Genomic DNA, 24624 nt, shown 5'->3' with positions numbered 1-24624 from the left:
CGAGGATAGTCAGCCACGGTGGCCGAAACGCGGCCCTCGACCCCGCCATTCTCGCGCGCACCCGTCTGTACCACCGACCACCGGCCGTTGCGGGCAACGCCCCCGTCCACCACCGTTTGCGGGGAACTCTTTGCAGAGAAACCTGTGCAGAGAAGTCTCTGCATCCCTACGCTGAGGTCATGACGACCCGCGACGAGGGGCCGCGCGCCGCGCCGCGCCCCACCCGCCGGATGGACGCCCGCAGCCTGCGCGGCCTCGCCCACCCGCTGCGGATGCGCATCCTGGAGCTGCTGACCCTCGACGGCCCGGACACCGCCACCGGGCTCTCCCGGCGGCTCGGCGAGAACACCGGCACGGTCAGCTGGCACCTGCGCCAGCTCGCCGCACACGACTTCATCGAGGAGGAGGCCGGCCGCGGCACCAGGCGCGAGCGCTGGTGGCGGGCGGTCGCGGTCTCCCGCCAGCTCAACACCACGGACTTCCGCGACGATCCGGACGCCCGCGGCCCGCTCTCGGTCTACGTCCACGAACTCGTCCAGCAGCACTTCCACCAGGTCGTCGGCTACCTCGCCGAGGACTGGGGCCCGGAGTGGCGCGACGCCGGCGCCATCGCGCAGTGGCACGACCTCAGGCTGACGCCCGATCAGTTGGCGGCGCTGAACAAGGAGGTGGAGGACGTCGTCGACCGGCACCGGGCCGCCGCGCGGGACGCGGCGGCGGAGCAGACGTCCGCGGCCCCCGGCGCGAGTGCCGCGCAGCCCGTCATCGTCCAGCTCCAGTCCTTCCCCCGGACGCCGCGGGCGGACCGCTCGGCGCGGTCGGACGCCGCCGCGCACCCGGACCGCGCCGACCGCACGGACGACGCCGGGCGGACCGGGCGGTGAGCGGCCTGCTCCGTCGCCACCGCGACTTCCGGCTGCTGTGGTGCGGCGAGACCGCGGGCAAGTTCGGTACCGCGGTCACCGGGGTGGCGATGCCGCTGACCGCGGTCGCCGCACTGCGCGCCGACACCTTCGCGGTCGGCCTGCTGAGCGCCTGCGGCTGGCTGCCCTGGCTGCTGATCGGGCTGCCGGTCGGGGTCTGGGTGGACCGCACCCGCCGCCGGCCGCTGATGCTGGGCGCCGCCGGGCTCTGCCTGGCGGTCTTCGCCGCCGTCCCGGTCATCGCCTGGTGCGGCGGGCTCGGCCTCGGCCTGCTGGGCGGCGCGGCCCTGCTGAGCGGCGCCGCCGCGGTGGTCTTCCAGACCGCCTACAGCGCCTACCTCCCCGGCCTGCTCGCCCCCGCCGACCAGAGCGAGGGCAACGCCAAACTGCACGGCAGCGCCTCCGCGGCGCAGCTCGTCGGGCAGGGCGCGGGCGGCTTCCTGGTCCAACTCGTCGGCGCCGCCAACGGATTGCTCGCCACCGCGGCCACCTTCCTGGTCTCGCTGCTCTGCCTGCTCGGCATCCGGCACCGCGAACCGCGCCCGGACCGCACGGGGGAGCGCGCCCGGCGGTCCCTGCGCGCCGAGGTCGCCGAGGGGCTGCGGCTGGTCTCCGGCGACGTCTGGCTCCGCACCCTGACGCTCTTCGGCGCCGCCTCCAACCTCGCCCTGATGGGGTACCAGTCGATCCTGCCGGTCTTCCTGGTCCGCGCGGTCGGGCTGTCGCCGGGCACCGTCGGCACCCTGCTGGCGGTGGCCGGCACCGGCGGGATCGCGGGCGCCCTCGCGGTCCGTCGGGCCGCCGCCCGGATCGGCACCGCCCGCGCCACCCTGCTCTTCGAACTCGGCCTGCCCGCCGCGGCGTTGCTCATCCCGCTCACCACCTCCGGGCCCGGCGTCGTCCTGTACGCCGTCGGCGGCTTCGGGGTCTGCGCGGGAGTGGTCGGCGGCAACATCCTCAAGGTGAGCTTCCAGCAGGCGTACTGCCCGCCGGCGCTGCTCGGCCGGGTGACCGCCAGCGCCGCCTTCCTCAACTACGGCACGCTGCCGCTGGGCGCCCTGCTCGGCGGTGCGCTCGGCGCGGCGCTCGGCGTCCGCACGGCCCTGTGGATCACCACCGCAGGCGTCCCGCTCGCCGCCCTGATCCTGCTGGCCTCGCCGATCCGTACGGCCCGCGACCTGCCCTCCCGGCGTGCGGCCGAGGGCATCGACGCGCCCGACGGCGACCGCCTCGCGCGGCCCTGAGCCGCCGCACCGCCCGCCGGGCTCGCCGGCTGTACGGGCTGCACAACAGCCGGGATTCCGCGGCCGGTCGGGCCGGCCGACCCCGTCATCCAGCCCGGTCGTCCGACGGCCTGGTCATCCGCCCCCGTCACCCGGTCCACGGCCGGCCCCGGAGGCCGCCCGGCGTGGCATCGGCCGCCCCGCCCACCGGTACGGTCTCCCCGGCGGGTGCGCCCGCGCCCGCCGGGACCGCCTCGCCGCCCCCGGCGCCGAAGCGGTAGCCGGACCCCCACACCTCGGTCAGCGGACCCGGCGCGCCCGGACCCGCCGCCAGTTCCGTCCGCAGCCGCGCCAGCAGCGCCGCCACCGCCGACAGGTCGCCGAAGTCCCGCCCCCAGACCCGCCGGAGCAACTGCTCCCGGGAGAAGACCCGCCCCGGGTGCCGCATCAGGAACACCAGCAGCGCGAACTCGTCCGCCGTCAGGGAGAGTTCCCGGCCGGCCCGCACCGCCCGCCCGGTCCCGGGATCGGCGGTCAGGTCCCCGGCCCGCAGGACGGGCGCGGCCTCGGGGCCCGTCGCCGCACGCCCGGCCCGGCGCAGCGCCTCGGCCACCCGCGCGACCAGCTGCGGCGCCCCCGCGCGGCCCGCCGCCGCTCCTGCCGCCCCGCCGCCCGCGGGCAACGACACCACGGGGACCGGCGCCCGAGCGCCGCTGCGCAGCCGGCGGCGCAGCCCCAGACCGTGGATCCCCGGCAGCGCCGGATCGAGCACGACGACGTGCGGATGGAAGTCCGCGGCCAGTTCGAGGGCGGTGAAGCCGTCGGTGGCGTACGCGGTGGTGTGGCCGGCGCGGGCCAGAGCCGCGGTGGCGGCCGTGGCGACGGCCGGGTCGTCCGCGACCACCAGGACACGGTGCGGCGGTCCCGGTGCCGGATCCGGGGGAGCGGGCGGCACTGCCCGGCGCACCGTTCAGCCCGCCGTTCCCGGAAGGCGCGTCCGGCGGCGCGCCGTCAGGAAGGACTGCATACCTCCAGCCAACACCCGTCGGCCCGCCGCCGCGCGCCGAGGCCGGGTCCCGCCCGGCCGGTGCGCCCCGTTACTTCTCCAGCTGCTCCCGCACCCGCCGGGACACCGTCAGCGCGTACAGGTCCAGCACGCCGGGCGGCTCCGCCAGGCCCGGCCCGCCGGCCCGCACCCAGGCGGCGATGTCCGCCAGCGCGTCGTCGTCGTTGACCAGCCCCAGCCACACCGGCCGCCCGCCCGCGGCCCGCCCGGCCGCCGAGGGCTGCACCACGACCACGTTCGCCTGGTCGCAGACGTCCAGGCACTCCGAGGCGCGGACCGGCGCCGCCCCGTCCAGCGCGGCCCGCAGCCGCGGTATCTGCCCGGTGTGGTCGACCCCCGGGATCTTCGCCGCGTCACCGCAGCAGCAGCCGCGGCAGACGGTCACCCGGCACTGTTGCGCGGTGGCCCGCTCCGCCCGCCCGGCACGCTTTTCGATCATCGGGCCATGCTACGTGCCGCCGCCGCGCCGCCCGCCGGCTCCCGGCCACCCGCCCCACCGCCCCCGGTCGTCCCTCCCGGCCGCCCGTTACCCACTCGACGCCGGGGTACGACATTCCCGGGCCCGTTCCTGGATAGGAATCGGGGCATGTCCCTGACCAACTCCTCGTCCGGCGCCGGCGCCGGCACGGCGCAGACGCCCGGCGGCGGCGCCCCGGCCGCCATCCCCGGACCCGCCGGGCTCCCCGTGATCGGCTCCCTGCTCGACCTGCGCCGCGACTCCCTCGGCGCCTTCTTAAGAGCCCAGCGCGAACACGGCGACGTGGTCCGGCTGGAGGCCGGCCCGCCCGGACTCCGCAGCGTCTTCTACGCCGTCTTCGCGCCCGAAGGCGTCCAGCAGATCCTCGGCACCCAGGCCGCCAACTTCCGCAAGGACCACCCGCTCTACGAGGAGGTCCGCCAGGCGTTCGGCAACGGCCTGCTCACCAGCCAGGACGACGACTACCTCCGCCAGCGCCGGCTGGTCCAGCCGCTGTTCACCAAGCGCCGGGTCGACGGCTACGCCACGGCCGTCACCACCGAGGCCGACGCGGTCGCGGCCCGCTGGCGGTCGGCCGAGGAGGGCGTGGTCGACCTCGTCCCCGAGATGAACCGGCTCGCCCTGCGCACCGTCGCCCGGATCCTCTTCGGCCTGGACGTGGAGGCCGCGGTGGCCGCCATCCACCGCTCCGCCCCCGTCATCAACGACTACGTCGTACGCCGTGCCTACGCCCCCCTGAAGGTCCCCCGCGACTGGCCCACCCCCAGGAACCTCGGCAACCACCGGGCCACCGCCGAACTCAACGCGCTGTGCGACCGGATCATCGCCGAACGCCGCGCGGCCGCCGCCACCGGTGCGGTCTCGGACCACGACGACCTGCTCTCCCTGCTGGCCGCGGCCGGCAACGAGGAGGACGGCACCCTCGACGCCACCGAGGTCCGCGAACAGGTCCTGATCTTCCTGCTGGCCGGCCACGAGACCACCGCCACCTCCATGGCCTTCACCCTCCACCTGCTCGCCCGGCACCCCGGCGAACAGACCCGGATCCGCGCCGAACTCGCCCGGGTGCTCGGCGACCGCACCCCCACCGCCGCCGACCTGGACCGCCTGCCGCGACTCACCCGGGCCTTCAAGGAGTCCATGCGGCTCTACCCGGCGGCACCGGTTGTCAGCCGCCGTGCCGTCGAGGCCACCGAGGTCGCCGGCTTCACGCTGCCGGCCGGCGCCGACGTCGTCGTCGCCCCCTGGGTCACCCACCGCCACCCGGACCTCTGGGAGGACCCCGAGCGGTTCGACCCGGACCGCTTCGCCCCCGAACGCGAGGCGGAGCGCCACCGCTACGCCTGGTTCCCGTTCGGCGGCGGCCCGCGCGCCTGCATCGGCCAGCACTTCTCGATGCTGGAGTCCGTCCTGGCCCTGGCGACGCTGCTGCGCTCCCACGAGCTGGAGGCCATCGACCAGGACGTGCCGGTCGCCGCCGGCATCACCCTCCAGGCCACCGGCCCAGCCCGGGTCCGCCTGCGCGCCCTCTGACGACCGCGCCGCACCCGACGCCCGCCCGCGCGGCCGGCGTCGGGACAGCGGAGAATGCAAACGCAACAAAAATAGCGTTTGCATTCCCGCCGGTCAGCCTCTACGGTCGTAGTCGTCCACCCCGCCCGGGCAGCGCCCCGGCGGGTTTCCCTCCCGACAGGAGAAGGCCGTTGCTCGTCTGAGGTCCGGAAGACACCGCGCCCGCGACCGGCGATTCGCTCCGCGATCCCGCCCCGCGCGCCCCGTCCGTGACCTCGGCGTACGCACGGCGTACCCGAACCCCGGCACTGCCGCGGTGTCTCCCTGCGCACGCATCGCCCGCCCGCGCACACCTCCCTGGAGACCCGCATGCCAAAGCCCCCCACCGCCCCCTCCGCGGCCGTCGTCTGCACCCGCACCGGCTTCGACTGGCCCGACGGCACCCCCGTCCTGGACGACTTCCAGTTCACCGTCGGCCCCGGTCGCACCGGCCTCATCGGCCTCAACGGCTCGGGGAAATCAACCCTGTTGAAGCTCATCGCCGGCGAGCTGACCCCGACCGCCGGCAGCGTCAAGGTCGTCGGCGAGGTCGGCTACCTCCCGCAGCACGCCTCCCTCGACACCCATCTCAGGGTCGACGAGGCGCTCGGCATCGCGGCCACCCGCGCCGCCCTGCACGCCATCGAGGACGGCGACGCGAGCGAGGAGCACTTCACCGCCGTCGGCGACGACTGGGACGTCGAGGAGCGCGCCCGCGCCACCCTCGACCAACTCGGCCTGCACGCCCTCGACCTCGACCGCACCATCGGCGAGGTCTCCGGCGGCGAGTCCGTCCTTCTCCGCCTCACCGCCCTGCTGCTCCGCCGCCCCGACGTGCTCCTCCTCGACGAGCCCACCAACAACCTCGACCTGCCCGCCCGCCGCCGCCTCCACGACGCGGTCTCCGCCTGGTCCGGGGTCCTCCTCGTGGTCAGCCACGACCGCGAACTCCTCGAACGCGTCGACCGGATCGCCGACCTCCGCGTGACGGGCGGGGCGGCGCGAGGGGGGACCCCGGCCAAGGGCGGTGGCGGGCGACGGGTGGGCGTCCACTGGTACGGCGGCAACTTCACCGCCTACGAACAGGCCCTCGCCGTCGAGCAGGAGGCGGCCGAGCGGATGGTCCGGGCCGCCGGGGCCGACGTCGCCCGCCAGCAGCGCGAACTGGCCGACGCCCAGGTCAAACTGGCCCGCCGGGTCCGCTACGGCGACAAGATGTACGCCCGGAAGCGCGAACCCAAGATCGTCATGAACAGCCGCAAGCAGGAGGCTCAGGTCTCGGCCGGCAAACACCGCGCCCTGCACACCGAACGCCTCCAGGAAGCCCGGGAACGCCTCGACGAGGCGACCGAGGCCGTCCGCGACGAGGACGAGATCCGCATCGACCTCCCGTACACCGCAGTCCCACCGGGCCGCACCGTCCTCACCCTCACCGGCCTGCGCACCCGTTACGGCACCCGTGCCGACCTGGAGGTGCGCGGCCCCGAACGGATCGCCCTCACCGGCCGCAACGGCTCCGGCAAGACCACCCTGCTGCGCACCCTCGCCGGCGAACTCCCGCCGGCCGCCGGCACCGCGGAGGTCCACGTCCCCCACCGCTTCCTCCCGCAGCGCCTCGACGAGGTCCTCGACCACGACCTCACCGTCGTCGAGAACGTCGCCCGCTACGCCCCCGACGCCACCAACAACCGCATCCGCGCCCGCCTGGCCCGCTTCCTGTTCAAGGGCGCCCGCGCCGACCAACAGGCCGGCACCCTCTCCGGTGGCGAACGCTTCCGGGCCGCACTGGCCGCCCTGATGCTCGCCGAACCGGCCCCCCAGCTCCTCCTCCTCGACGAACCGACCAACAATCTCGACATGTCCTCCGTCCGCCGCCTGGTCACCGCCCTGCACTCCTACGAGGGCGCCCTCCTCGTGGTCAGCCACGACCACCGCTTCCTGCGCGAGCTGTCGCTCACCCGCTGGCTGACCGTCGAATCCGGCGGACTCACCGCCACCGACCCGCTCTGACCCGCGCCCGATCCCGGCCGGGGCCCTGCCGCACCCTTGGGCGGCCACCCGGGCCCCGGCCCCTCCTCTCGGAAGTTCAGAAGTGCCGCACCAACTCCCGGAACGCCCCCAGCCGCAACACCTTCTCGTCCCCCGGGTCCACCTCCTCGTGCTCCAGCACCCAGGTGTGGTCGTGCGGGATGAACACCGCGTTCAGCCCCGCCGACCGCGCCGGCAGGATGTCCGACTTCGGGGAGTTCCCGATCATCCACGTCCGCTCCGGCGCCAGCCCGTAGCCGCGGGTCAGCTCCTCGTAGGCGGCCACGTTCTTCTCCGGCACGATGTGCACCCCGCGGAAGTGCCCGGTCAGTCCCGACGCGGTCACCTTCCGCTGCTGTTCCTCCCGGTCCCCCTTGGTCAGCAACAGCAGCTCGTGCCGCCCCGCCAGCTCCGCCAGCGTCTCGGCCACCCCCGGGATCAGCTCCACCCGATCCCCCGCGAAGGCCGCCTCCCACCCGGCGATCCGCGCCCGCTCCGCCGCCGTGGCCGCCCGCCCCCGCAGCCGCTCCACGCACTCCCCGAGGCTCCGCAGGAACATCTTGCTCCCGTACCCCAGCGTCCTCGTGTTGACCGCCTCGATCTCGTCCAACACGGCCCGCACCGCCGCCCGATCGGTCCCCGGCCCCGCCATCCACGCCGTGAACTCGTCGATCACCCGCTCGAAGATCACGTTGTTCTCCCACAACGTGTCGTCCGCATCAAAGATCAACATCACTCGCGCCCCTCTCGCCATCCATGAACGGGGGCACCCTACGGACGGACTCGCCACACCCGCACCGGAAATACGGGTCTGAGGTTTTAGGGAATGACCTACTCGCCGCCGCGAGACAGGCCGTCAGCGCTCGGGCCCGTAGCGATGTTCAAGCGACGGATCCGCTCTCCTCGTCGAAGTGCTCGACGAGCCCGATGAGGTCGCGCTCGCGACGGACCCCGCCGCCCCGAACTCATCGAGCCCCCTCGTGAAATGCGTCACCCCTACCGGGTTCGGCTGCGGCGGCGGGCTGGAGGCCGCCCTTCGGCGCGAGCGCTCCTCCTCACGAGGGGCAGGGGCGTACCCCGAAATGGCGGGCGACGGGCGTCCGCCGGGAAGATGTCTCGCCCGCGCCTCAGCGCCATGCCGGTGAACACCGGTGCCCGGGAAAAGCATCAGGCCCCAGATCCGAAGATCTGGGGCCTGATTGCCTCATGGTGTCCGAGGGGGGACTTGAACCCCCACGCCCGATAAAGGGCACTAGCACCTCAAGCTAGCGCGTCTGCCATTCCGCCACCCGGACAAGGTGTCTGTCGTTGCGGCCTCCGGGCCGTTCCGACGAGGAAAACAATAGCAAACGTTCGGGGGTGGTCGATCACCTGCGGTCCGGGGCCGCCGCGGGGCTGTGACCAGCGCATGTCGGGAGTATTGCGGCCTTGGGCGGAGCGGGTGCGGGGTGGAGGATGGCGGTGGACCCGCCGTGGCGTGCCCGTGGAGGGTGCCGCGGCCGTGAACCCAGAGGAGGCAGTGTGAGCGAGCTCCGCGAGCGAACCAAGGATCGGTGCGAGCCCTGCGGATGCGGGGCCGAGCGAAGCGAGGTCTCGGCATGAGCGAGTCGCAGCAGGCCCGTACGGTCACCGGCGAGGACGAGGTCGTCGACCTGTGCCGGGATCTGATCAGGATCGACACCAGCAACTACGGCGACCACTCGGGGCCGGGGGAGCGGGTCGCCGCCGAGTACGTCGCGGAGAAGCTCGCCGAGGTCGGCCTGGAGCCGCGGATCTTCGAGTCCCACAAGGGGCGCGCCTCGACCGTCGCGCGGATCGAGGGGGAGGACCGCTCGCGGCCGGCGCTGCTGATCCACGGGCACACCGACGTGGTGCCGGCCAACGCGGACGACTGGACCCACCACCCGTTCTCCGGGGAGATCGCGGACGGGTGCGTGTGGGGCCGCGGCGCGGTCGACATGAAGGACATGGACGCGATGACCCTGGCGGTGGTGCGCGACCGGCTGCGCACGGGGCGCAAGCCGCCGCGGGACATCGTGCTGGCGTTCCTCGCGGACGAGGAGGCCGGTGGCACGTACGGCGCGCGCTATCTCGTCGACCACCACCCCGAGCTGTTCGAGGGGGTGACCGAGGCGATCAGCGAGGTCGGAGGGTTCTCCTTCACTGTCAACGAGAACCTGCGGCTGTACCTCGTCGAGACGGCCCAGAAGGGCATGCACTGGATGAAGCTGACCGTGGCCGGCTCGGCCGGGCACGGTTCGATGATCCACAGGGACAACGCGATCACCGAACTGTCCGAGGCCGTCGGGCGGTTGGGTCGGTACGAGTTCCCGGTGCGGGTGACCAAGACGCTGCGGGCCTTCCTCGACGAGCTCGGGGACGCGCTGGGCACCGAGCTGGACCCGGAGAACATGGACGAGACGCTGGCCAAGCTCGGCGGGATCGCCAAGCTGATCGGCGCATCGCTGCGGAACACCGCCAACCCCACGCAGCTGGGCGCCGGTTACAAGATCAACGTGATTCCGGGCGAGGCCACCGCCCACGTGGACGGCCGCTTCCTGCCCGGGTTCGAGGAGGAGTTCCTGGCGGACCTGGACCGGATCCTCGGGCCGCGGGTCAGGCGCGAGGACGTCCACGCGGACAAGGCGTTGGAGACCACTTTCGACGGCGCCCTGGTGGACGCGATGCAGTCGGCGCTGCAGGCCGAGGACCCGATCGCGCGGGCCGTGCCGTACATGCTCTCCGCGGGGACCGACGCCAAGTCCTTCGACGACCTGGGGATCCGCGGGTTCGGGTTCGCGCCGCTGAAGCTGCCGCCGGAGCTGGACTTCGCCGGGATGTTCCACGGCGTGGACGAGCGGGTGCCGGTGGACGGGCTGAAGTTCGGGGTGCGGGTGCTCGACCGGTTCATCGAACTGAGTTAGTCGGAAGGGTTCGCCGGGAAACGGTTCTCCGATCGGGGGACGGTGCGGCGTACGGCGTACGGGCCGGTGCGGAGAGGGTGAAGTCGGCGTGAATTTCCTGCCTTTCGCGTTGACTTCGCTGAAACGAGTGAATGCCGCGGTGTGTTCGTATCTTCAACGGCCTGGCCTCCGTTGACGTCGTTGCGGTCCGCGGCTGGGACCGCAATGCCTACAAGGAGGAACCATGATCAAGAAGGTCGTCGCCGCTGCTGCGGTCGCCGGTGGAGTCGTACTCGCCGGCGCCGGCCTTGCCGTTGCCGATTCGCAGAGCCAGGGTGCAGCGGTGCGCTCCCCCGGTGTGCTCTCCGGCAACGTCGTCCAGGCCCCGGTGCACGTTCCGGTGAACGTCTGCGGCAACACGATCTCCGTGATCGGCCTGCTGAACCCGACCTTCGGCAACACCTGCGCGAACCGCTGACGTTATCGACGGCCTCGCCGGCCCTTTGAGGGCCCGGCCCAGCCCGGCTCCGGAATGTCGCTCCGACATTCCGGAGCCTCTGGGTATTTCGCGGCGGGTGAACCTCCCCAAGAGGCAGTCCGCGGAGTTGATCTCATCTCCGCCGGCCGCCACCCGTCCGCATTCATGTAAGGCACTAGGCAGGGGAAAACTATGAGGCAGGTCGCGAGAAAAGGCCTGATCACCATGGCGGCGGCCGGCGGCGCGCTCGCCATGGCCGCCGGATACGCGCACGCGGACTCCGCGGCCGTGGGGGGTGCGGCGAATTCACCCGGTGTCGGATCCGGCAACGTGATCCAGGCCCCGATCGACGCCCCGATCAACGTCTGCGGCAACACCGTCAATGTCGTCGGCGCGCTCAACCCGTCGTTCGGCAACCACTGCGCGAACGGTTCCGACGGGCGGCACGGGCACGGGCCGGGCGGCAAGCACCGGCGGACGCCCGGTGGACACGGCGGTGCCAGCGCCACGGGCGGTGCGGCGCATTCGCCCGGTGTCGGATCCGGCAACGTGATCCAGGCCCCGGTCGACGTCCCGATCAACGTCTGCGGCAACAGCGTTGACGTCGTCGGCGCGATGAACCCGTCCTTCGGCAACGACTGCGACAACGCCTCACCGGGGGGCCCGGGCCGTTCGCACCACCCCGGTCACCCGTCGCAGCCCGGTCAGCCGGAGCCGGGCCACCCGCACGGCCCCGGCACGCCCCACCACCCGGGCACGCCGCACCAACCGGGCTCCGCACACCACCCGGGGCACCCGGCGCAGCCCGGCGGCCCGCACGCGCCGCGGTCCGTCGCCCCGCAGACCCCGGACGCGCCGGGGCCGCGGACGCACACCGCGGGCGCCCGTGCGACGCACGCCCAGGCCGCGGCGACGCCGGAGCACGGTGCGCGGCAGCTCGCGCACACCGGTGCCGGGACGCTGGGCTATGCGGTCCCGATCAGCGCCGGATTGCTGCTCGGTGGCGCCGTCCTCTACCGGCGGGCCCGTACCGTCCGTAGCTGATCAGCGGCGCTCCGTGTGAGCGCGCGAGGGAGCGGGCCCCGTCTTCGACCGGGCCCGCTCTGCTGCGATCACACCCTTCCGGCGGTCACCACGTGGCGCGGAGCTGTCGGATGATCCGGCGACGCAGCCGCACCCGGCGGCTACCGTCGGGATTGAGACGAAGTCGGTCCAACTCCCAGTGTCCGTACTCGGCATGGTCGGTCAGCAGGCGTGTGGCGGCCTTGCGGGAGACGCCCCGGGGCACATACACATCGCAGAATTCGTATTCCGGCATCGCATCTATTGTGCGGGACCGGCCCCGGTACGGATAGCGTCTGCACTATGTCTGATGCTGCGCAGCCTTCCGCTGCCGAGGTTCGTGCCGCCGCTGAGGCGGTCAAAGCCGCGCTGGACCGTCACCTCGCCGCGGTCGAACGCCGCGCGGGGGCGGACGATCCCGCCGTCTATGCCGCGTTCGACGAACTCGCCGCGGCTGCCGAGCGCTATGACGAGCTGCTCTACGACACCTACGACGAGGTCACCCCCTTCGAGATCCCCGGTAACGACGCCCTGCCCGCGTACGCGGGTCCCGAGGAGCCGAGCGCGCTGAGCGTACTGATCCGACGCGACTACACCGTCGCCGAGCCGCAGCGCCTGCTGCATCAGGCACAGCGCATCGCGGCCCTGGACCCGGACGCCGCCGACGACGCCACGGGCAACGCCCCCGATGCCGCCGCGCTCGTCGGCAGCAGCGCCTACGCCGCGCTCGGGGTGCTCTTCGGGGAGTACGAACCGGATGAGATCGCCTCCCGGCACAAGGAGTTCGGCCTGGAGGAGGGCGACTCCACGCTGTGGGTGGCGGCCGTCGACGAGCCGGCCGAGCCGGGGGAGTGGCTCGCCGCGCCGTTCGACCAGGCGGATCCGCAGCGGGTGGTGTGCCGCTTCGATGTCAGCGCCGTCTTCGACGAGGAAGAACTCGACGACGGGGACGACGATCTGCTGGAGCCGGCCGACGGGAGGCGGTGAGGCGCCCGGCGGAACGGGCCCACGGGGCGGACGGCCGGTGCGCCGCCGCCCCGTGGGCCCACCGCCCGGGCCGCGTGGTCAGCCCGCCGCCGGGTCCGCCGACTGCTCCTCGGCCTGGAGTCGCAGCAGCGTCCGCAGTCGGGTGGTGCGCTCCTTGGCGGGGAGTTCGGCGACCGCGCGGGACAGCGCCTGGCCCACGCCCTGGACCACCGACAGATGCCGTTCGGCGCGGCCGAAGGCGGTGTGGACCCAGGCGCGGGTCAGCCCACCGGCGGCGTCGCCGGGGAGCACCACGACCGCGGCGGGCCAGCGCGACCCGGCGGCCTGATGGGCGGTGAGCGCCCAGCCGTGCCGGACCGCGCCGGAGTCGACCTGCTCGCGCGGGACGACCACGGCGGTGCCCGCGCAGTCGAGGTGCAGGCCGTCGGCGTCGGCGCCGGTGACCGTGCCGAGGAGCGTACGGCCCAGCGCCGGGGAGTAGGCCGCGCGGTCGCCCGGGTCGAAGCCGCCGAACCGGCCGGGGCCGGCGTTCAGCCGCTCCTTGAGCGCGGCGTTCAGCGCGCGGGTGCCGGCGGCGCCGCCGTGGCCGACGGTGATGACCTGCGTCTGCTCGGCGGGGATGCCCAGCGCCCGGGGCACCGAGTCGGCGACCAGCTGGACCGTGCGGTGCACCGCCTCGGCGGCGTCCCGCACCGGGACGGTCACCACCTCCTTGCCGGGCGCATCGACCTCGGTGAGCTCGCCGACGCTGATGCCCGACACCAGCTCGCCGATCGGCCCGAAGTCCGGGGTGCGGGAGGCGACCTGGGGGCAGAACCGGGACTGCAGGACGTCCTGGAACAGCCGCCCGGGGCCCGCGGACCACAGGACGCCCGGGTCGCCGCTGAGCACCAGGCGCGTCCCGTCGGTCAACGATTCGACGAGCAGGGCGGCGGTCTCCAGGTCGAGCTGCGGGGCGTCCAGCACGACGAGCAGGTCGAGGGCGAGCGCGCCGTCCGCGTCCCGGCCCGGGCCCTCGGCGCCGGACAGCAGGCCGGAGACGGTCACCGCGGCCTCGGCCGCGGCCGGGCCGGCGGGCTCCCCGGGGGCGGCGTCCGGTGCGACCTCGGCGAGGTGCGCGGCCAGCCGGCGGCGGCCGTCGGCGGTGTGGGCCGCGCCGTACGCCCGCAGCCCCAGGGCGCGGGCCGCGGCGATCAGTGCGGCGGGCTCGGCGCGGGCCGCCTCGCCGCCGGTGTGGGTCACCAGTCCGCTGAGCGCGACGGTCTGGATCAGCTCCGCGGCGCAGCCCGAGGGAGCGGCCGTCGCGACGGCCGCCCAGGCGCCGGCGGAGGGGCGGACGCGGGGGCCGGAGGCGTCTGTGTCGTCCGCGGCGTCCGTGGTGTCGCCCTCGGGGGCGGCGGCCTCGGTGTCGTCGGCGGCCGGGGTGTCCTGGGGGGTCGGGGCCGTGTCGTCCGCCCCGGTGTCGTCAGGTGCGGTGCCCGGCGCGATCCTGGACCGTTCGTCCGCCGGGGGTTCGAAGGTGTTCAGCAGCCGGGCCAGTCCGTCGGCGACGCTCTCCTCGGCCATGGCGAGCCGGTCCAGGCCGAGCAGTACGCGGACCGGCTGCTCCTCGTCGTCGTCCGTGGCGGCCCGGGGGCGGCCCGGGGTGTCCAGGGCGTCCTGGAAGACCAGTACCGCGCCGTCCGCGATGGCGCTCTGGAGGGCCTCGTCCGGCTCCGGGACGGCGCGCTGGGCGAGGGCGGCGCGCAGCGCGGATGCCTCCAGGGCGGAGTGGCCGGCGACCGCGGCCTGCTCCAGCAGCCAGCCGATCAGCGCCTGGGCGCGCCGCTCGTCGCCCGGCCCGCAGGCGGGGCCGAGCAGTGCGCGGGCGAAGCCGTCGGCCTGCTCGGGGCGCACCCCGGGCACCGTGAGCAGCTGCCAGGGATCCTCGGTCAGTGCCTCGGCGGCCTGTTGGCCGAGCGCCTCCGCGGCGCGCTCCGCGAGCGCCTCGGGGGCGCCGCCGGCCGCGAGCACCCGCCGGACGCCCTCGATGCCGGGGGCCGGGACGAGCGCGGGACGGGCCGCCGGGACCGTGGGGCCGGCCGTGGCGCCCTGGGCGCCGGGCTCGGGCGCGGACGGACGGGCCGGGGCGGGCGGCGGCCCGGCGGGGCGCTGCGCGGCCTCCTCGCGGGCCGGGCCCGCCGACGCCGGCTGCGGGGCAGGGTCCGGGGCCGCGCCGGCCGCGCCGTCCCGCGCCGGGCGGGCGGCGGGGGCCTTGGCGGCCCGCGGGGTCTCGGCGAAGAACGAGGCGGCGGAGCGCTCGCCGCTCTCCACGGCCCGCACCGCCGCCGCCAGGGACGCCAGGGACGCGGCGGAGTCGGACCGCGGTGCTGGTGCGCCGCCGGCCTCGCGGCCCGCCTCGCCACCGGGCGCGGCGGCCTCCTGCTCGGGCGGGTTGTCGCCGGCGCGGTCGGTACTCACAGCGTGCTCCAGTCGTGGTCGGGATAGTGGTGCACCGGAGCTGACACATCGTCCAGCGCCCGGCGGATCTCGTCAGGAAGACTAAGCGCCTCCACTGACAATGCGGCTCTGAGCTGCTGCGCCGTGCGGGCGCCGAGCAGCGGGGCGGTGACCCCGGGGCGGTCGCGGAGCCAGGAGAGCGCGACCTGGAGGGGGGTGACGGCCAGTCCGTCGGCGGCGGTGGCGACCGCGTCGACGACCCGGCCGGCGGCCTCGTCGAGATAGGGCGCCACGAACGGCGCGAGGTGCTCCGAGCCGCCCCGGGAGTCGGCCGGGGTGGCGTGGCGGTACTTGCCGGTGAGTACCCCGCGGCCCAACGGGGACGACGGCAGCAGGCCGAGGCCCAGGTCCAGGGCGGCGGGGAGCACCTCCCGTTCGACGCCGCGCTGGAGGAGGGAGTACTCCATCTGCGTGCTCGCCAGCCGGTTGCGGACGTCGGGGGCGGCCAGCTGCCAGGTGGCGGCCTTGGCGAGCTGCCAGCCGGAGAAGTTCGACAGGCCCACATAGCGCGCCCGGCCGCTCGCCACCGCCACGTCGAGGGCCTGGAGGGTCTCCTCCAGCGGGGTGTGCGGGTCGAAGGCGTGCAGCTGCCAGAGGTCCACGTAGTCGGTGCCCAGGCGCTCCAGGGACGCGTCCAGTGCGGCGAGCAGGTGGCGGCGCGAGCCGTCGACCCGGCGGTCCGGCTCCAGGACGCTGCCGGCCTTGGTGGCGACGACCAGGTCGGAACGCGGCACCAGTCCTTCGAGCAGCCGGCCCAGGAGGTACTCGGCGCCGCCGTCGGCGTAGATGTCGGCGGTGTCCACGAGGGTGCCGCCGGCCTCCCAGAACATCTTGAGCTGCTCGGCGGCGTCCTGTTCGCCGGTGTCGCGTGCCCAGTTCAGGGTGCCCAGCCCGAGGCGGGACACGCGCAGGCCCGTGCGGCCGAGGTGCCTTTGCTCCATGGGCCCAGACCCTACGCGCCGGGCCCCACGATCAGGGGACCTGTGGACAAAGGCCGGGCGGCGGTGTGCGGACCGGGTTCCGGTCTGCCGGTGACGGCCGCGGCACCCGCACGCTAGAGTCCCCGCAACAGCGACGTTACTGATGGGTAAGGGGAGCGGCATGAGGCTCGGCATCAACCTCGGCTACTGGGGCGCCGGCATGGACTCCGACAATCTCGCGGTGGCGCAGGAGGCCGACCGCCTCGGCTACGCGGTCTGCTGGGCGGCCGAGGCGTACGGCTCCGACGCCCCCACGGTGCTCTCCTGGGTGGCCGCGCAGACCGAGCGGATCGACGTCGGTTCGGCGATCTTCCAGATCCCCGCCCGCACGCCCGCGATGACCGCGATGACCGCGGCGACCCTGGACTCGCTCTCCGGCGGCCGCTTCCGGCTCGGCCTGGGCGTCTCCGGCCCGCAGGTCTCCGAGGGCTGGTACGGCGTGAAGTTCGACAAGCCGCTGGCCCGCACCCGGGAGTACGTGGAGATCGTCCGCAGGGCCATGTCCCGCGAGCGGCTCTCCTACGAGGGCGAGCACTGGACGCTGCCGCTGCCGGGCGGCCCGGGCAAGCCGATCAAGCTCACCGTCCACCCGCAGCGCGAGCACATCCCGCTCTACATCGCCGCGATCGGGCCCAAGAACCTCCGGCAGACCGGCGAGATCGCCGACGGCGCGCTGCTGATCTTCCCCTCCGCCGACCACCTGGAGGAGACCGCGATCTCCCACATCCGGGCGGGCCGGGAGGCGGCCGGCAAGACCATGGACGGCTTCGACGTCTGCCCCACCCTCCCGCTGGCCCTCGGCGAGGACAAGGACGTCAGCGCGCTCGCCGACACCTTCCGCCCGTACACCGCGCTGTACGTCGGCGGCATGGGCAGCCGGAAGCAGAACTTCTACAACCAGCTCGCGCAGCGGATGGGGTACGAGAAGGAGGCCGCCGAGATCCAGGACAAGTACCTGGCCGGGGACAAGGCCGGCGCCGCCGCTGCCGTCCCCGAGCGGCTGATCGACCAGACCACCCTGCTCGGCTCGGTCGACCGGATCGCCGAGCGGATGCAGGCGTACGCGGCGGCCGGGGTGACCACCCTGACCGTGGCGCCGGCCGGGTTCACGCTGGAGGAGCGGATGGCCGCGCTCCGCGCGGGCACCGAGGCCCTGGAGCGGGCCGGCCTGGCGTAGCCCCGGACGGGGCCCGGACGCGCGAGAGCCCGGCGCCTGGGCGCCGGGCGGAGGAAGCGCTGCGGCCGTGGTGGGGGCTCGGGGGTCTTCCCCGCCACGGCCGTCACGGAATTCAACGGCTCAGGGGCGGGCGGGTTACGGGGCCCGCCCCGCGGGGGTCAGGCGAACGGGCGCAGCCGGCCGCGCCCCCGGTTGCCGGCGGCGAAAGGCGGCATTTGGCTTTCCCTCTACGGGCGTGTCCGTTCGGAGGTGACGCTGATGTTCTCGGCCAGGAGCCTGTTCCAGGAGATCGTCGACAACGACGCCTCCTACCGTCTCTTCTGCTCCATCGCGGCCAGCGGGGAGGCGCAGGGCGGCTGGGAGAACGGGCGGATCGCCGCGCTGCTCCCGGACTCCCAGCGCGCCCTGGCGCCCAAGGTCGCCCGGCACGGCGCCGACGAGGACAAGCACGGCCGGATCTTCAACGCCCTGCTCCGCAAGCGCGGGCTGACGCCCGTCGAGATCCCCGCCGCCACCGACTACACCATGCTGCTGGAGCGGCGGGGCATCGGGCTGGCCCACGACAGGCTCCGCCGTGACGAGCCGCTCAGCGAGCGGGACATCGTCACCTACCTCGCGCACAGCCGGGTCACCGAGCAGCGCGCGGCCGAGCAGATGGTGCTGCTGCGCAGGTACTTCGGCGACCACCCCGAGGTGGGCCGGGCGGTCCGGATGATCTGCCAGGACGAGGAGAACCACCTCGCGTACTGCCACGAGGAACTGCTTCGGCTGGCCGGGGCCGGGCACGGGCGGGCGATCCAGCGGACCCTGCGGGAGTGCGCACTGGCCGAGATCGCCGTCCACCGGGACGTCAGCCTGGCCGTGATGGCGCGGATGGGCCGCATCCTGGGGTGGTCGAGGGCCAGGTCCGCGCTGCTCCGGGCCGGGATCGCGGCGCTCTACGGCTACGAGCGGCTGTTCGGCTGGCGGCGGATGGTCAGCCTGGCGATGCCCGAGCGGCGGAACGCGCTGGGCGGTCCGGCCACCGCCGCGCCGGAGTTCGCCTGAGCGGTGCGCCGGTCCGCCCCCTCACAGCCAGCCGCGGCGCTTGAACAGTCGGTAGAGCGAGACCTCGATGACCGCCATCGTCAGCAGGACCATCGGGTAGCCCAGTGACCAGGACAGTTCCGGCATGTCCCGGAAGTTCATGCCGTAGATGCCCGCGATCAGGGTCGGCACCGCGGCCAGCGCAGCCCACGCCGAGATCTTGCGCATGTCGTCGTTCTGCCGGACCCCCATCTGCGCCAGATGGGCGGCCAGGATGTCCGAGAGCAGCCGGTCCAGGCCCTCCACCGACTCGTTGGCGCGGGTCAGGTGGTCGCCGACGTCCCGGAAGAACGGCCGGGCGTGGTCGTGCACGAAGGGCACACCGGGGCTCTGCAGACGGGACATCGGGTCGGCCAACGGGACGGTGGCCCGGCGGAATTCGAGGACCTCGCGCTTGAACGCGTAGATCTGGGCGGCGGTGTTCCTGGTCTCCCGGCGGATCGGGGCGAACACCTCCGCCTCCAACTCCTCAAGATCCACCTGGAGTTCGCCGGCCACCTCGATGTAGTGGTCGACCACCGCGTCGCTGACCGCGTACAGCACCGCCCCGGGGCCGTGCCGCAGGATCTCCGGGTGGTGCTCCAGCCGCCGCCGGACCGCCGCCAGCGGACTGGCCGTCCCGTGCCGGACGGTGACCACGAACGAGTCGCCGACGAAGACCATCAGCTCCGAGGCGGTCACGGTGTCGGCCGTGACGTCGTATGTGATCGGCTTCAGCACCATGAACAGCGAGTCGTCGTAGACCTCCAGCTTCGGCCGCTGGTGGGCGTTCAGGGCGTCCTCCACGGCCAGCGGGTGCAGCCCGAACTCGCTTCTGACCTGGTCGAACTCGTGCTGGGTCGGCTCGTACATGCCCAGCCACAGGAAGGAGTGGCCCTCCGCCCGCGCCGCCTCCAGCGCGCGGGAGAAATCCGTCGCGCACTCATGGCGGCGGCCCTCGCGGTAGATGGCGCAGTCCACGATCACATCAGGCATTCTCGCCCGTCGCAGGGGGCCTTGCCAGGGAAGCCGGGCCGGGGCGGGGGCGGACGCAGGGCGGACCGCGGGCTGTGGAGCGGGCCCGGCCACCCCCGATCCGCCGGACAGGCCCTAGTGTTGCGGTCATGCCCACGCTGATCCTGGTGCGGCACGGCCGCTCCACCGCCAACACCGCCGGGGTGCTCGCCGGCCGGACCCCCGCAGTCGCCCTCGACGAGCGGGGTGCCGCCCAGGCCGCGGCGCTGCCCGCCCGGCTCGCGGGGATCCCGCTGGCCGTCGCCGTCACCAGCCCGCTGCAACGCTGCCGGGAGACCCTGGGGCCGCTGGTGGACGCCCGCCCCGGGCTGCGCCTGGAGAACGACGAGCGGATCAACGAGTGCGACTACGGCGACTGGTCGGGCCGCAAGCTCGGGGAGCTGGCCGACGAGCCGCTGATGGAGGTCGTCCAGCAGCACCCCTCCGCCGCCGGCTTCCCCGGTGGCGAGTCGATGCGGGAGATGCAGGCCCGCGCGGTGGCCGCGGTCCGGGACTGGAACGCCCAGGTCGAGGAGACGTCCGGCGCCGAGGCGACCTACCTCATGTGCTCCCACGGTGACATCATCAAATCCCTGGTCGCCGACGCCCTCGGCATGCACCTGGACCTCTTCCAGCGGATCTCCGTGGAGCCGTGCTCGGTGACCGTGATCCGCTACACCCGGCTGCGCCCCTACCTCGTACGGCTCGGCGACACCGGCGACCTCGCCTCGCTGGTGCCCCGCGAGGACGGCGGCGGGGCCGGGAGCGAGCGGGACGCGGCCATCGGTGGTGGTGCGGGCGCAGCGTGATCAGCGGGCGCAGTAGGGTGGTGCGACGGCGCTGCCCGCGACGTCCGTGTGATCCGCGCAGTACCCCTCCGGAACGCAGCGACCGCAGCGACCGCACAGACCCAGCAGTCGAGACAAACGGAGCAGGACGTTGTCCCGTCAGGTGTTCTTCTACGACCTACCGGACCGCTTCGTGGCCGGTACGGTCGGGCTGCCTGGCCGCCGTAGCTTCTTCCTCCAGGCCACCGCGAGCGGTCGCACCACCAGCGTCGCCCTGGAGAAGACGCAGGTGGCGGCGCTCGCCGAGCGGATCGACGAGCTCCTGGACGAGGTGGTGCGGCGCAGCGGCGGCAGCGCCCCGGTGCCCGCCGTCTCCCCGACCGAGATGGCCGACACCGCGCCGCTGGAGTCGCCGGTGGAGGAGGAGTTCCGGGTCGGCACCATGGCGCTGGCCTGGGACGGCGAGGAAGAGCGGATGATCGTCGAGGCCCAGGCGCTGGTGGAGCTGGAGGCCGACAGCGACGAGGACCTCGCCGACGCCGAGGAGCGGCTGCTCCAGGACGACGAGAACGGCCCGCCGATGCTGCGGGTCCGGCTGACCGGCACCATGGCCCGGGCGTTCGCCAAGCGGGCGCTGGACGTCGTCAACGCCGGCCGCCCGCCGTGCCCGCTGTGCAGCCTGCCGCTCGATCCGGAGGGACACGTATGCCCGCGCCAGAACGGATACCGGCGGGACGCCTGAGCCCCATGGAGCCCACCGCCGAACCGGTGCCCACGCCCGCGGACCCGCAGCAGCCGCCGGCGCCCGCCGCCGAGCCCGTCGGGAGCCTGGCGCCGTCGCTGCTCGCCGAGGGCGAGCTGACCGTCCGCGGACAGATCCCGGACGCCTCCAACGCGGTGCTCTACTGCACCGTCGAGCTGGACGGCCGCAGCGCCGCCTGTGTCTACAAGCCGGTCGCCGGCGAGCGCCCGCTGTGGGACTTCCCGGACGGCACGCTCGCCCAGCGCGAGGTCGCCGCCTACGAGGTCTCCCGGGCCTGCGGCTGGGACCTCATCCCCACCACGGTGCTGCGGGACGGCCCGTACGGCACCGGCATGGTCCAGGAGTGGATAGCGCCGCCGGGGGACGGCGACGCGGCGCCCGAGCTGCTGGCGCTGGTCGCCGAGGACGAGCCGGAGCCGGGCTGGAAGGCGGTCGGCCGGGCGGACATCGGCGCCGGCCGCACCGCGCTGCTGGTCCACGCAGACCACCCCCGGCTGCGGCGGCTGGCCGTCCTCGACGCGGTGATCAACAACGGCGACCGCAAGGGCGGCCATCTGCTGCCCGGTGCCGATGGCGCGTTCTTCGCGATCGATCACGGTGTGACGTTCAACTCGGCCGACAAGCTGCGCACGCTGCTGTGGGGCTGGGCCGGGGAGCCGTTGACCGACGAGGCGTCGGCGGTGCTGCGCGGCCTGACGGCGGCGCTGGCGGACGGGGCGCCGCTCGCCGTCCGGCTGGCCGAACTCATCACGGATGCCGAGCTGGCGGCGCTGCGGGCGCGGGTGGACGGGATGCTGGGCAGCGGGCGGCACCCGGAGCCGAGCGGGGAGTGGCCGGCGATTCCCTGGCCGCCGGTCTGAACAGCGGCCCGCCGGGCAGCCGGTGCGGGCACCGTCGCCCGATGTCCCGACTGCACCGGATCAGGGAGACCCCCGACACCGGACGCGGCTGACGCCGCACCATGTGCTGCCGCTTGCCCTTGGCACATCCGGTGGCGGAACACAAGACCGCCTTTCCAGCCAGAGGGACCCCTCCGGTTCGTATGCGGAACATGCATCCGGTTACGCTCAAGGCATGCATGCATGGCCCGCTTCTGAGGTCCCCGCCCTGCCCGGTCAGGGCCGCGACCTGAGGATCCACGACACCGCGACCGGCGGACGGGTAACCCTCGACCCCGGTCCCGTCGCCCGTATCTACGTCTGCGGCATCACGCCGTACGACGCCACCCACATGGGGCACGCGGCGACCTACAACGCGTTCGACCTCGTTCAGCGCATGTGGCTCGACACGAAGCGTCAGGTCCACTACGTGCAGAACGTCACCGACGTCGACGACCCGCTGCTGGAGCGGGCGGTGGCGACCGGCGACGATTGGACCGCGCTCGCCGAGCGCGAGACCGCCCTGTTCCGCGAGGACATGACGGCGCTGCGGATGCTGCCGCCGCGGCACTACATAGGCGCCGTCGAGTCGATACCGCGCATCGTCCCGCTGGTCGAGCGGCTGCGCGACGCCGGCGCCGCCTACGAACTGGACGGCGACATCTACTTCTCGGTCGCCGCCGACCCGCACTTCGGCGGGGTCTCCGGCCTGGACGCCGAGGCGATGCGGCGGCTGTCCGCGGAGCGCGGCGGCGACCCGGAGCGCGAGGGCAAGAAGAACCCGCTCGACCCGATGCTGTGGATGGCCGCCCGCGACGGCGAGCCGAGCTGGGACGGCGGCTCGCTGGGCCGCGGCCGGCCCGGTTGGCACATCGAGTGCGTCGCCATCGCCCTGGACCACTTCGGCATGGGCTTCGACGTCCAGGGCGGCGGTTCCGACCTCGTCTTCCCGCACCACGAGATGGGCGCCTCGCACGCCCAGGCGCTGACCGGTGAACACCCCTTCGCCAAGGCGTATGTGCACGCCGGCATGGTCGCGCTGAACGGCGCGAAGATGTCCAAGTCCAAGGGCAACCTGGTCTTCGTCTCGGCGCTGCGCCGGGACGGTGTCGATCCGGCGGCGATCCGCCTGGCGCTGCTGGCCCACCACTACCGCAGCGACTGGGAGTGGACCGACGAGGCGATCCCGGAGGCCGAGGCCCGGCTGGCCCGCTGGCGGGCCGCCGTGTCCCGCCCCGACGGTCCGCCCGCCGAGGCCCTGCTGGCGGAGGTCCGCGCCGCCCTCGCCGACGACCTGGACGCGCCCGCCGCCCTGGCCGCGGTGGACCGCTGGGCCGCCGCGCAGCAGGCCGACGGGGGCACGGACGAGAGCGCTCCCGGGCTCGTCACCCGTGCGGTGGACGCGCTGCTGGGCGTCGCGCTGTAGGGACGCCCGCGGTCGGATGCGAAAGGGGCGCCCCCGCCGGATGGCGGGGGCGCCCCTTCGTCGTGCCGGCGCGGGGCCGGGCGGCCGGTCAGCGCTCGGTGCCGGGGTCCTCCGGGCCGTCGGCGTCGGTGTGCCCGCCGTCCTCTCCGGTGCCCTCGCCGGGCGCCGGGCCGTCGGCCGCCTTCGGGGGCGGCCCGGACTCCTCCGGCGACCGGGGCTCGCGCGGCTCCTTGGACGCGGCGCGAGGGTGCCGGGTGCGTCCGCTGGCGGTGTCGCGGAGGTAGGAGCTGTCCCGGCCGTCGGCGACGCCGCCCTCGCTCGCCACCCCCGGGCCGGCCTGCGGGTCGCGGCGGCGCAGATAGCGCTCGAACTCGCGGGCGATGGCCTCGCCGGACGCCTCCGGCAGTTCGGCGGTGTCCCGGGCCTCCTCCAGCGACTGGACGTACTCGGCGACCTCGCTGTCCTCCGCGGCGAGTTGGTCCACGCCCAGCTGCCAGGCGCGGGCGTCCTCGGTCAGCTCGCCGAGCGGGATCCGCAGGTCGAGCAGGTCCTCCAGGCGGTTGAGGAGGGCGAGGGTGGCCTTGGGATTGGGCGGCTGGGAGACGTAGTGCGGCACCGCGGCCCACAGGCTGACCGCAGGGACGCCGGCGTGTGTGCACGCCTCCTGGAGGATGCCGACGATGCCCGTCGGGCCCTCGTAGCGGGATTCCTCCAGATCCAGCCGGCGCGCCACGTCGGCGTCGGAGGTGACCCCGCTGACCGGGACCGGTCGGGTGTGCGGGGTGTCGCCCAGCAGGGATCCCAGCACCACCACCATCTCGACGCCCAATTCATGGGCGAAGCCGAGGAGTTCGTTGCAGAACGAGCGCCAGCGCATGCTCGGCTCGATGCCGCGGACCAGGACCAGGTCGCGGGGGTTCCCCTTGCCGTCGGCGTCGCCGATGCGGACGACGGAGAGCCGCGTGGTGGGCCAGGTGATCTTGCGGACGCCGTTCTCCAGGAAGACCGTCGGGCGGTTCACCTGGAAGTCGTAGTAGTCCTCCGCGTCGAGCGCGGCGAAGACCTCGCCCTTCCATTCCCGGTCCAGGTGGGCGACCGCGGCGGAGGCGGCGTCGCCGGCGTCGTTCCAGCCCTCGAACGCGGCCACCATGACCGGGTCGATCAGCTCGGGCACCCCCTCCAGCTCGATCACCCGCCCCTCCTTCCGGCCGGCCCCGCCGCCTTGGGGCGGCCGCCGGCAGCAGTTCCGTTGCGTGCGCTCCCAAGACTACGGCTTCCCCGGTGCCGATCCGCAGCCCCTTTACGAGCGTGTGTGCGGAGGGGCCGGTCCGAGAG

Annotated in this window: 22 protein-coding genes and 1 tRNA gene; 14 read left to right on the top strand and 9 right to left on the bottom strand. The window is 74.1% G+C overall.

Annotation, left to right across the window (positions count from 1 at the left end):
- The first annotated feature begins 179 nt into the window (after positions 1 to 179).
- Both JNO44_RS11880 and JNO44_RS11875 read left to right on the top strand, forming a co-directional pair.
- Positions 180 to 884: a helix-turn-helix domain-containing protein gene (locus JNO44_RS11880; RefSeq protein ID WP_338058564.1), complete on the top strand. Its 705-nt coding sequence runs from the start codon at positions 180 to 182 to the stop codon at positions 882 to 884.
- Entirely contained in the window at positions 881 to 2167 is a 1287-nt protein-coding gene (locus tag JNO44_RS11875; RefSeq protein ID WP_205363723.1) for an MFS transporter, read from the top strand. Before JNO44_RS11880 ends, JNO44_RS11875 begins: the two co-directional genes overlap by 4 nt.
- A gap of 127 nt (positions 2168 to 2294) precedes the next feature.
- Here JNO44_RS11875 and JNO44_RS11870 read toward each other — a convergent pair whose 3' ends face one another.
- Together JNO44_RS11870 and JNO44_RS11865 are read right to left on the bottom strand one after the other, a co-directional pair.
- Positions 2295 to 3050: a response regulator transcription factor gene (locus JNO44_RS11870; RefSeq protein ID WP_205363722.1), complete on the bottom strand. Its 756-nt coding sequence runs from the start codon at positions 3048 to 3050 to the stop codon at positions 2295 to 2297.
- A 193-nt stretch (positions 3051 to 3243) separates the two neighbouring features.
- Complete coding sequence (locus JNO44_RS11865) at positions 3244 to 3651, bottom strand: hypothetical protein (protein WP_039637761.1); 408 nt, start codon at positions 3649 to 3651, stop codon at positions 3244 to 3246.
- Positions 3652 to 3798: 147 nt separating this feature from the next.
- Here JNO44_RS11865 and JNO44_RS11860 point away from each other — a divergent pair, with 147 nt between their 5' ends.
- Together JNO44_RS11860 and JNO44_RS11855 are read left to right on the top strand one after the other, a co-directional pair.
- Complete coding sequence (locus JNO44_RS11860; RefSeq protein ID WP_205363721.1) at positions 3799 to 5223, top strand: cytochrome P450; 1425 nt, start codon at positions 3799 to 3801, stop codon at positions 5221 to 5223.
- Positions 5224 to 5571: 348 nt separating this feature from the next.
- Entirely contained in the window at positions 5572 to 7251 is a 1680-nt protein-coding gene (locus tag JNO44_RS11855) for an ABC-F family ATP-binding cassette domain-containing protein (RefSeq protein WP_205363720.1), read from the top strand.
- Positions 7252 to 7327: 76 nt separating this feature from the next.
- Here the strand turns inward: JNO44_RS11855 and JNO44_RS11850 are convergent, their stop codons facing one another.
- Both JNO44_RS11850 and JNO44_RS11845 read right to left on the bottom strand, forming a co-directional pair.
- Positions 7328 to 8002: an HAD family hydrolase gene (locus JNO44_RS11850; protein WP_205363718.1), complete on the bottom strand. Its 675-nt coding sequence runs from the start codon at positions 8000 to 8002 to the stop codon at positions 7328 to 7330.
- 474 nt (positions 8003 to 8476) lie between these two features.
- A tRNA-Leu gene (locus tag JNO44_RS11845) sits at positions 8477 to 8564 on the bottom strand.
- A 303-nt stretch (positions 8565 to 8867) separates the two neighbouring features.
- Between JNO44_RS11845 and JNO44_RS11840 the strand changes: the two genes are divergently transcribed.
- From JNO44_RS11840 to JNO44_RS11830, 3 genes are all read left to right on the top strand, one after another.
- Positions 8868 to 10193: a M20/M25/M40 family metallo-hydrolase gene (locus JNO44_RS11840; RefSeq protein WP_039637835.1), complete on the top strand. Its 1326-nt coding sequence runs from the start codon at positions 8868 to 8870 to the stop codon at positions 10191 to 10193.
- A gap of 223 nt (positions 10194 to 10416) precedes the next feature.
- Positions 10417 to 10650, top strand: a complete 234-nt coding sequence (locus JNO44_RS11835) for a chaplin (protein ID WP_205363716.1) — start codon at positions 10417 to 10419, stop codon at positions 10648 to 10650.
- Between the two features lie 192 nt (positions 10651 to 10842).
- Positions 10843 to 11694, top strand: a complete 852-nt coding sequence (locus JNO44_RS11830; RefSeq protein WP_205363714.1) for a chaplin — start codon at positions 10843 to 10845, stop codon at positions 11692 to 11694.
- 85 nt (positions 11695 to 11779) lie between these two features.
- Here the strand turns inward: JNO44_RS11830 and JNO44_RS11825 are convergent, their stop codons facing one another.
- Complete coding sequence (locus JNO44_RS11825; RefSeq protein WP_018537156.1) at positions 11780 to 11968, bottom strand: DUF5703 family protein; 189 nt, start codon at positions 11966 to 11968, stop codon at positions 11780 to 11782.
- A gap of 47 nt (positions 11969 to 12015) precedes the next feature.
- Here JNO44_RS11825 and JNO44_RS11820 point away from each other — a divergent pair, with 47 nt between their 5' ends.
- The gene (locus JNO44_RS11820; protein ID WP_205363706.1) at positions 12016 to 12699 is read left to right on the top strand and encodes a hypothetical protein; all 684 of its coding nucleotides are present in this window, start codon (positions 12016 to 12018) and stop codon (positions 12697 to 12699) included.
- 78 nt (positions 12700 to 12777) lie between these two features.
- On the opposite strand, the gene JNO44_RS11815 is transcribed toward JNO44_RS11820, so the two are convergent.
- Complete coding sequence (locus tag JNO44_RS11815) at positions 12778 to 15159, bottom strand: helix-hairpin-helix domain-containing protein (protein ID WP_205363704.1); 2382 nt, start codon at positions 15157 to 15159, stop codon at positions 12778 to 12780.
- Positions 15156 to 16139: an aldo/keto reductase gene (locus JNO44_RS11810; RefSeq protein ID WP_073445305.1), complete on the bottom strand. Its 984-nt coding sequence runs from the start codon at positions 16137 to 16139 to the stop codon at positions 15156 to 15158. The genes JNO44_RS11815 and JNO44_RS11810 overlap by 4 nt, the downstream gene beginning before the upstream one ends.
- 160 nt (positions 16140 to 16299) lie before the next feature.
- Between JNO44_RS11810 and JNO44_RS11805 the strand changes: the two genes are divergently transcribed.
- Positions 16300 to 17355 carry an LLM class F420-dependent oxidoreductase gene (locus JNO44_RS11805; RefSeq protein WP_073445306.1) on the top strand — a complete coding sequence of 352 codons (1056 nt, stop codon included), beginning with the start codon at positions 16300 to 16302 and terminating at the stop codon, positions 17353 to 17355.
- A gap of 258 nt (positions 17356 to 17613) precedes the next feature.
- Positions 17614 to 18402, top strand: coding sequence for a ferritin-like domain-containing protein (locus tag JNO44_RS11800; protein ID WP_205363696.1), 789 nt, complete (start codon positions 17614 to 17616; stop codon positions 18400 to 18402).
- A gap of 21 nt (positions 18403 to 18423) precedes the next feature.
- Here JNO44_RS11800 and corA read toward each other — a convergent pair whose 3' ends face one another.
- Positions 18424 to 19416, bottom strand: a complete 993-nt coding sequence (corA, locus tag JNO44_RS11795) for a magnesium/cobalt transporter CorA (protein ID WP_205363694.1) — start codon at positions 19414 to 19416, stop codon at positions 18424 to 18426.
- Between the two features lie 128 nt (positions 19417 to 19544).
- On the opposite strand from corA, the gene JNO44_RS11790 reads away from it, so the two are divergent.
- The 4 genes from JNO44_RS11790 (at position 19545) to mshC (ending at position 23289) form a co-directional block, all read left to right on the top strand.
- Positions 19545 to 20243: a histidine phosphatase family protein gene (locus JNO44_RS11790; protein WP_205363692.1), complete on the top strand. Its 699-nt coding sequence runs from the start codon at positions 19545 to 19547 to the stop codon at positions 20241 to 20243.
- A gap of 130 nt (positions 20244 to 20373) precedes the next feature.
- The gene (locus JNO44_RS11785; RefSeq protein ID WP_039637845.1) at positions 20374 to 20964 is read left to right on the top strand and encodes a DUF3090 domain-containing protein; all 591 of its coding nucleotides are present in this window, start codon (positions 20374 to 20376) and stop codon (positions 20962 to 20964) included.
- A 5-nt stretch (positions 20965 to 20969) separates the two neighbouring features.
- A complete protein-coding gene (locus JNO44_RS11780) occupies positions 20970 to 21845 on the top strand; it encodes an SCO1664 family protein (protein ID WP_420882636.1) in 876 nt (291 codons plus the stop codon).
- Positions 21846 to 22059: 214 nt separating this feature from the next.
- On the top strand, positions 22060 to 23289 hold the full coding sequence (mshC, locus tag JNO44_RS11775) for a cysteine--1-D-myo-inosityl 2-amino-2-deoxy-alpha-D-glucopyranoside ligase (RefSeq protein ID WP_205363688.1): 1230 nt from the start codon (positions 22060 to 22062) through the stop codon (positions 23287 to 23289).
- 88 nt (positions 23290 to 23377) lie between these two features.
- Here mshC and JNO44_RS11770 read toward each other — a convergent pair whose 3' ends face one another.
- Complete coding sequence (locus JNO44_RS11770) at positions 23378 to 24481, bottom strand: PAC2 family protein (protein ID WP_205363686.1); 1104 nt, start codon at positions 24479 to 24481, stop codon at positions 23378 to 23380.
- Positions 24482 to 24624 lie beyond the last annotated feature (143 nt).

The organism is Streptomyces noursei, assembly GCF_016917755.1.
In the GTDB taxonomy this organism is placed as follows: Bacteria; Actinomycetota; Actinomycetes; order Streptomycetales; family Streptomycetaceae; genus Streptomyces; species Streptomyces yunnanensis.
The sequence above is the reverse complement of the archived record's forward strand: the minus strand, read 5'-3'. Positions and strand labels throughout refer to the sequence as shown.

Excerpts from the sequence above, each read along its gene's own strand:
- JNO44_RS11880 (WP_338058564.1), top strand. The coding sequence starts at position 180 with ATGACGACCCGCGACGAGGGGCCGCGCGCCGCGCCGCGCCCCACCCGC.
- JNO44_RS11865 (WP_039637761.1), bottom strand. The coding sequence starts at position 3,651 with ATGATCGAAAAGCGTGCCGGGCGGGCGGAGCGGGCCACCGCGCAACAG.
- JNO44_RS11860 (WP_205363721.1), top strand. The coding sequence starts at position 3,799 with ATGTCCCTGACCAACTCCTCGTCCGGCGCCGGCGCCGGCACGGCGCAG.
- JNO44_RS11855 (WP_205363720.1), top strand. The coding sequence starts at position 5,572 with ATGCCAAAGCCCCCCACCGCCCCCTCCGCGGCCGTCGTCTGCACCCGC.
- JNO44_RS11850 (WP_205363718.1), bottom strand. The coding sequence starts at position 8,002 with ATGTTGATCTTTGATGCGGACGACACGTTGTGGGAGAACAACGTGATC.
- JNO44_RS11840 (WP_039637835.1), top strand. The coding sequence starts at position 8,868 with ATGAGCGAGTCGCAGCAGGCCCGTACGGTCACCGGCGAGGACGAGGTC.
- JNO44_RS11835 (WP_205363716.1), top strand. The coding sequence starts at position 10,417 with ATGATCAAGAAGGTCGTCGCCGCTGCTGCGGTCGCCGGTGGAGTCGTA.
- JNO44_RS11830 (WP_205363714.1), top strand. The coding sequence starts at position 10,843 with ATGAGGCAGGTCGCGAGAAAAGGCCTGATCACCATGGCGGCGGCCGGC.
- JNO44_RS11825 (WP_018537156.1), bottom strand. The coding sequence starts at position 11,968 with ATGCCGGAATACGAATTCTGCGATGTGTATGTGCCCCGGGGCGTCTCC.
- JNO44_RS11820 (WP_205363706.1), top strand. The coding sequence starts at position 12,016 with ATGTCTGATGCTGCGCAGCCTTCCGCTGCCGAGGTTCGTGCCGCCGCT.
- JNO44_RS11810 (WP_073445305.1), bottom strand. The coding sequence starts at position 16,139 with ATGGAGCAAAGGCACCTCGGCCGCACGGGCCTGCGCGTGTCCCGCCTC.
- JNO44_RS11805 (WP_073445306.1), top strand. The coding sequence starts at position 16,300 with ATGAGGCTCGGCATCAACCTCGGCTACTGGGGCGCCGGCATGGACTCC.
- JNO44_RS11800 (WP_205363696.1), top strand. The coding sequence starts at position 17,614 with ATGTTCTCGGCCAGGAGCCTGTTCCAGGAGATCGTCGACAACGACGCC.
- corA (WP_205363694.1), bottom strand. The coding sequence starts at position 19,416 with ATGCCTGATGTGATCGTGGACTGCGCCATCTACCGCGAGGGCCGCCGC.
- JNO44_RS11790 (WP_205363692.1), top strand. The coding sequence starts at position 19,545 with ATGCCCACGCTGATCCTGGTGCGGCACGGCCGCTCCACCGCCAACACC.
- JNO44_RS11780 (WP_420882636.1), top strand. The coding sequence starts at position 20,970 with ATGGAGCCCACCGCCGAACCGGTGCCCACGCCCGCGGACCCGCAGCAG.
- mshC (WP_205363688.1), top strand. The coding sequence starts at position 22,060 with ATGCATGCATGGCCCGCTTCTGAGGTCCCCGCCCTGCCCGGTCAGGGC.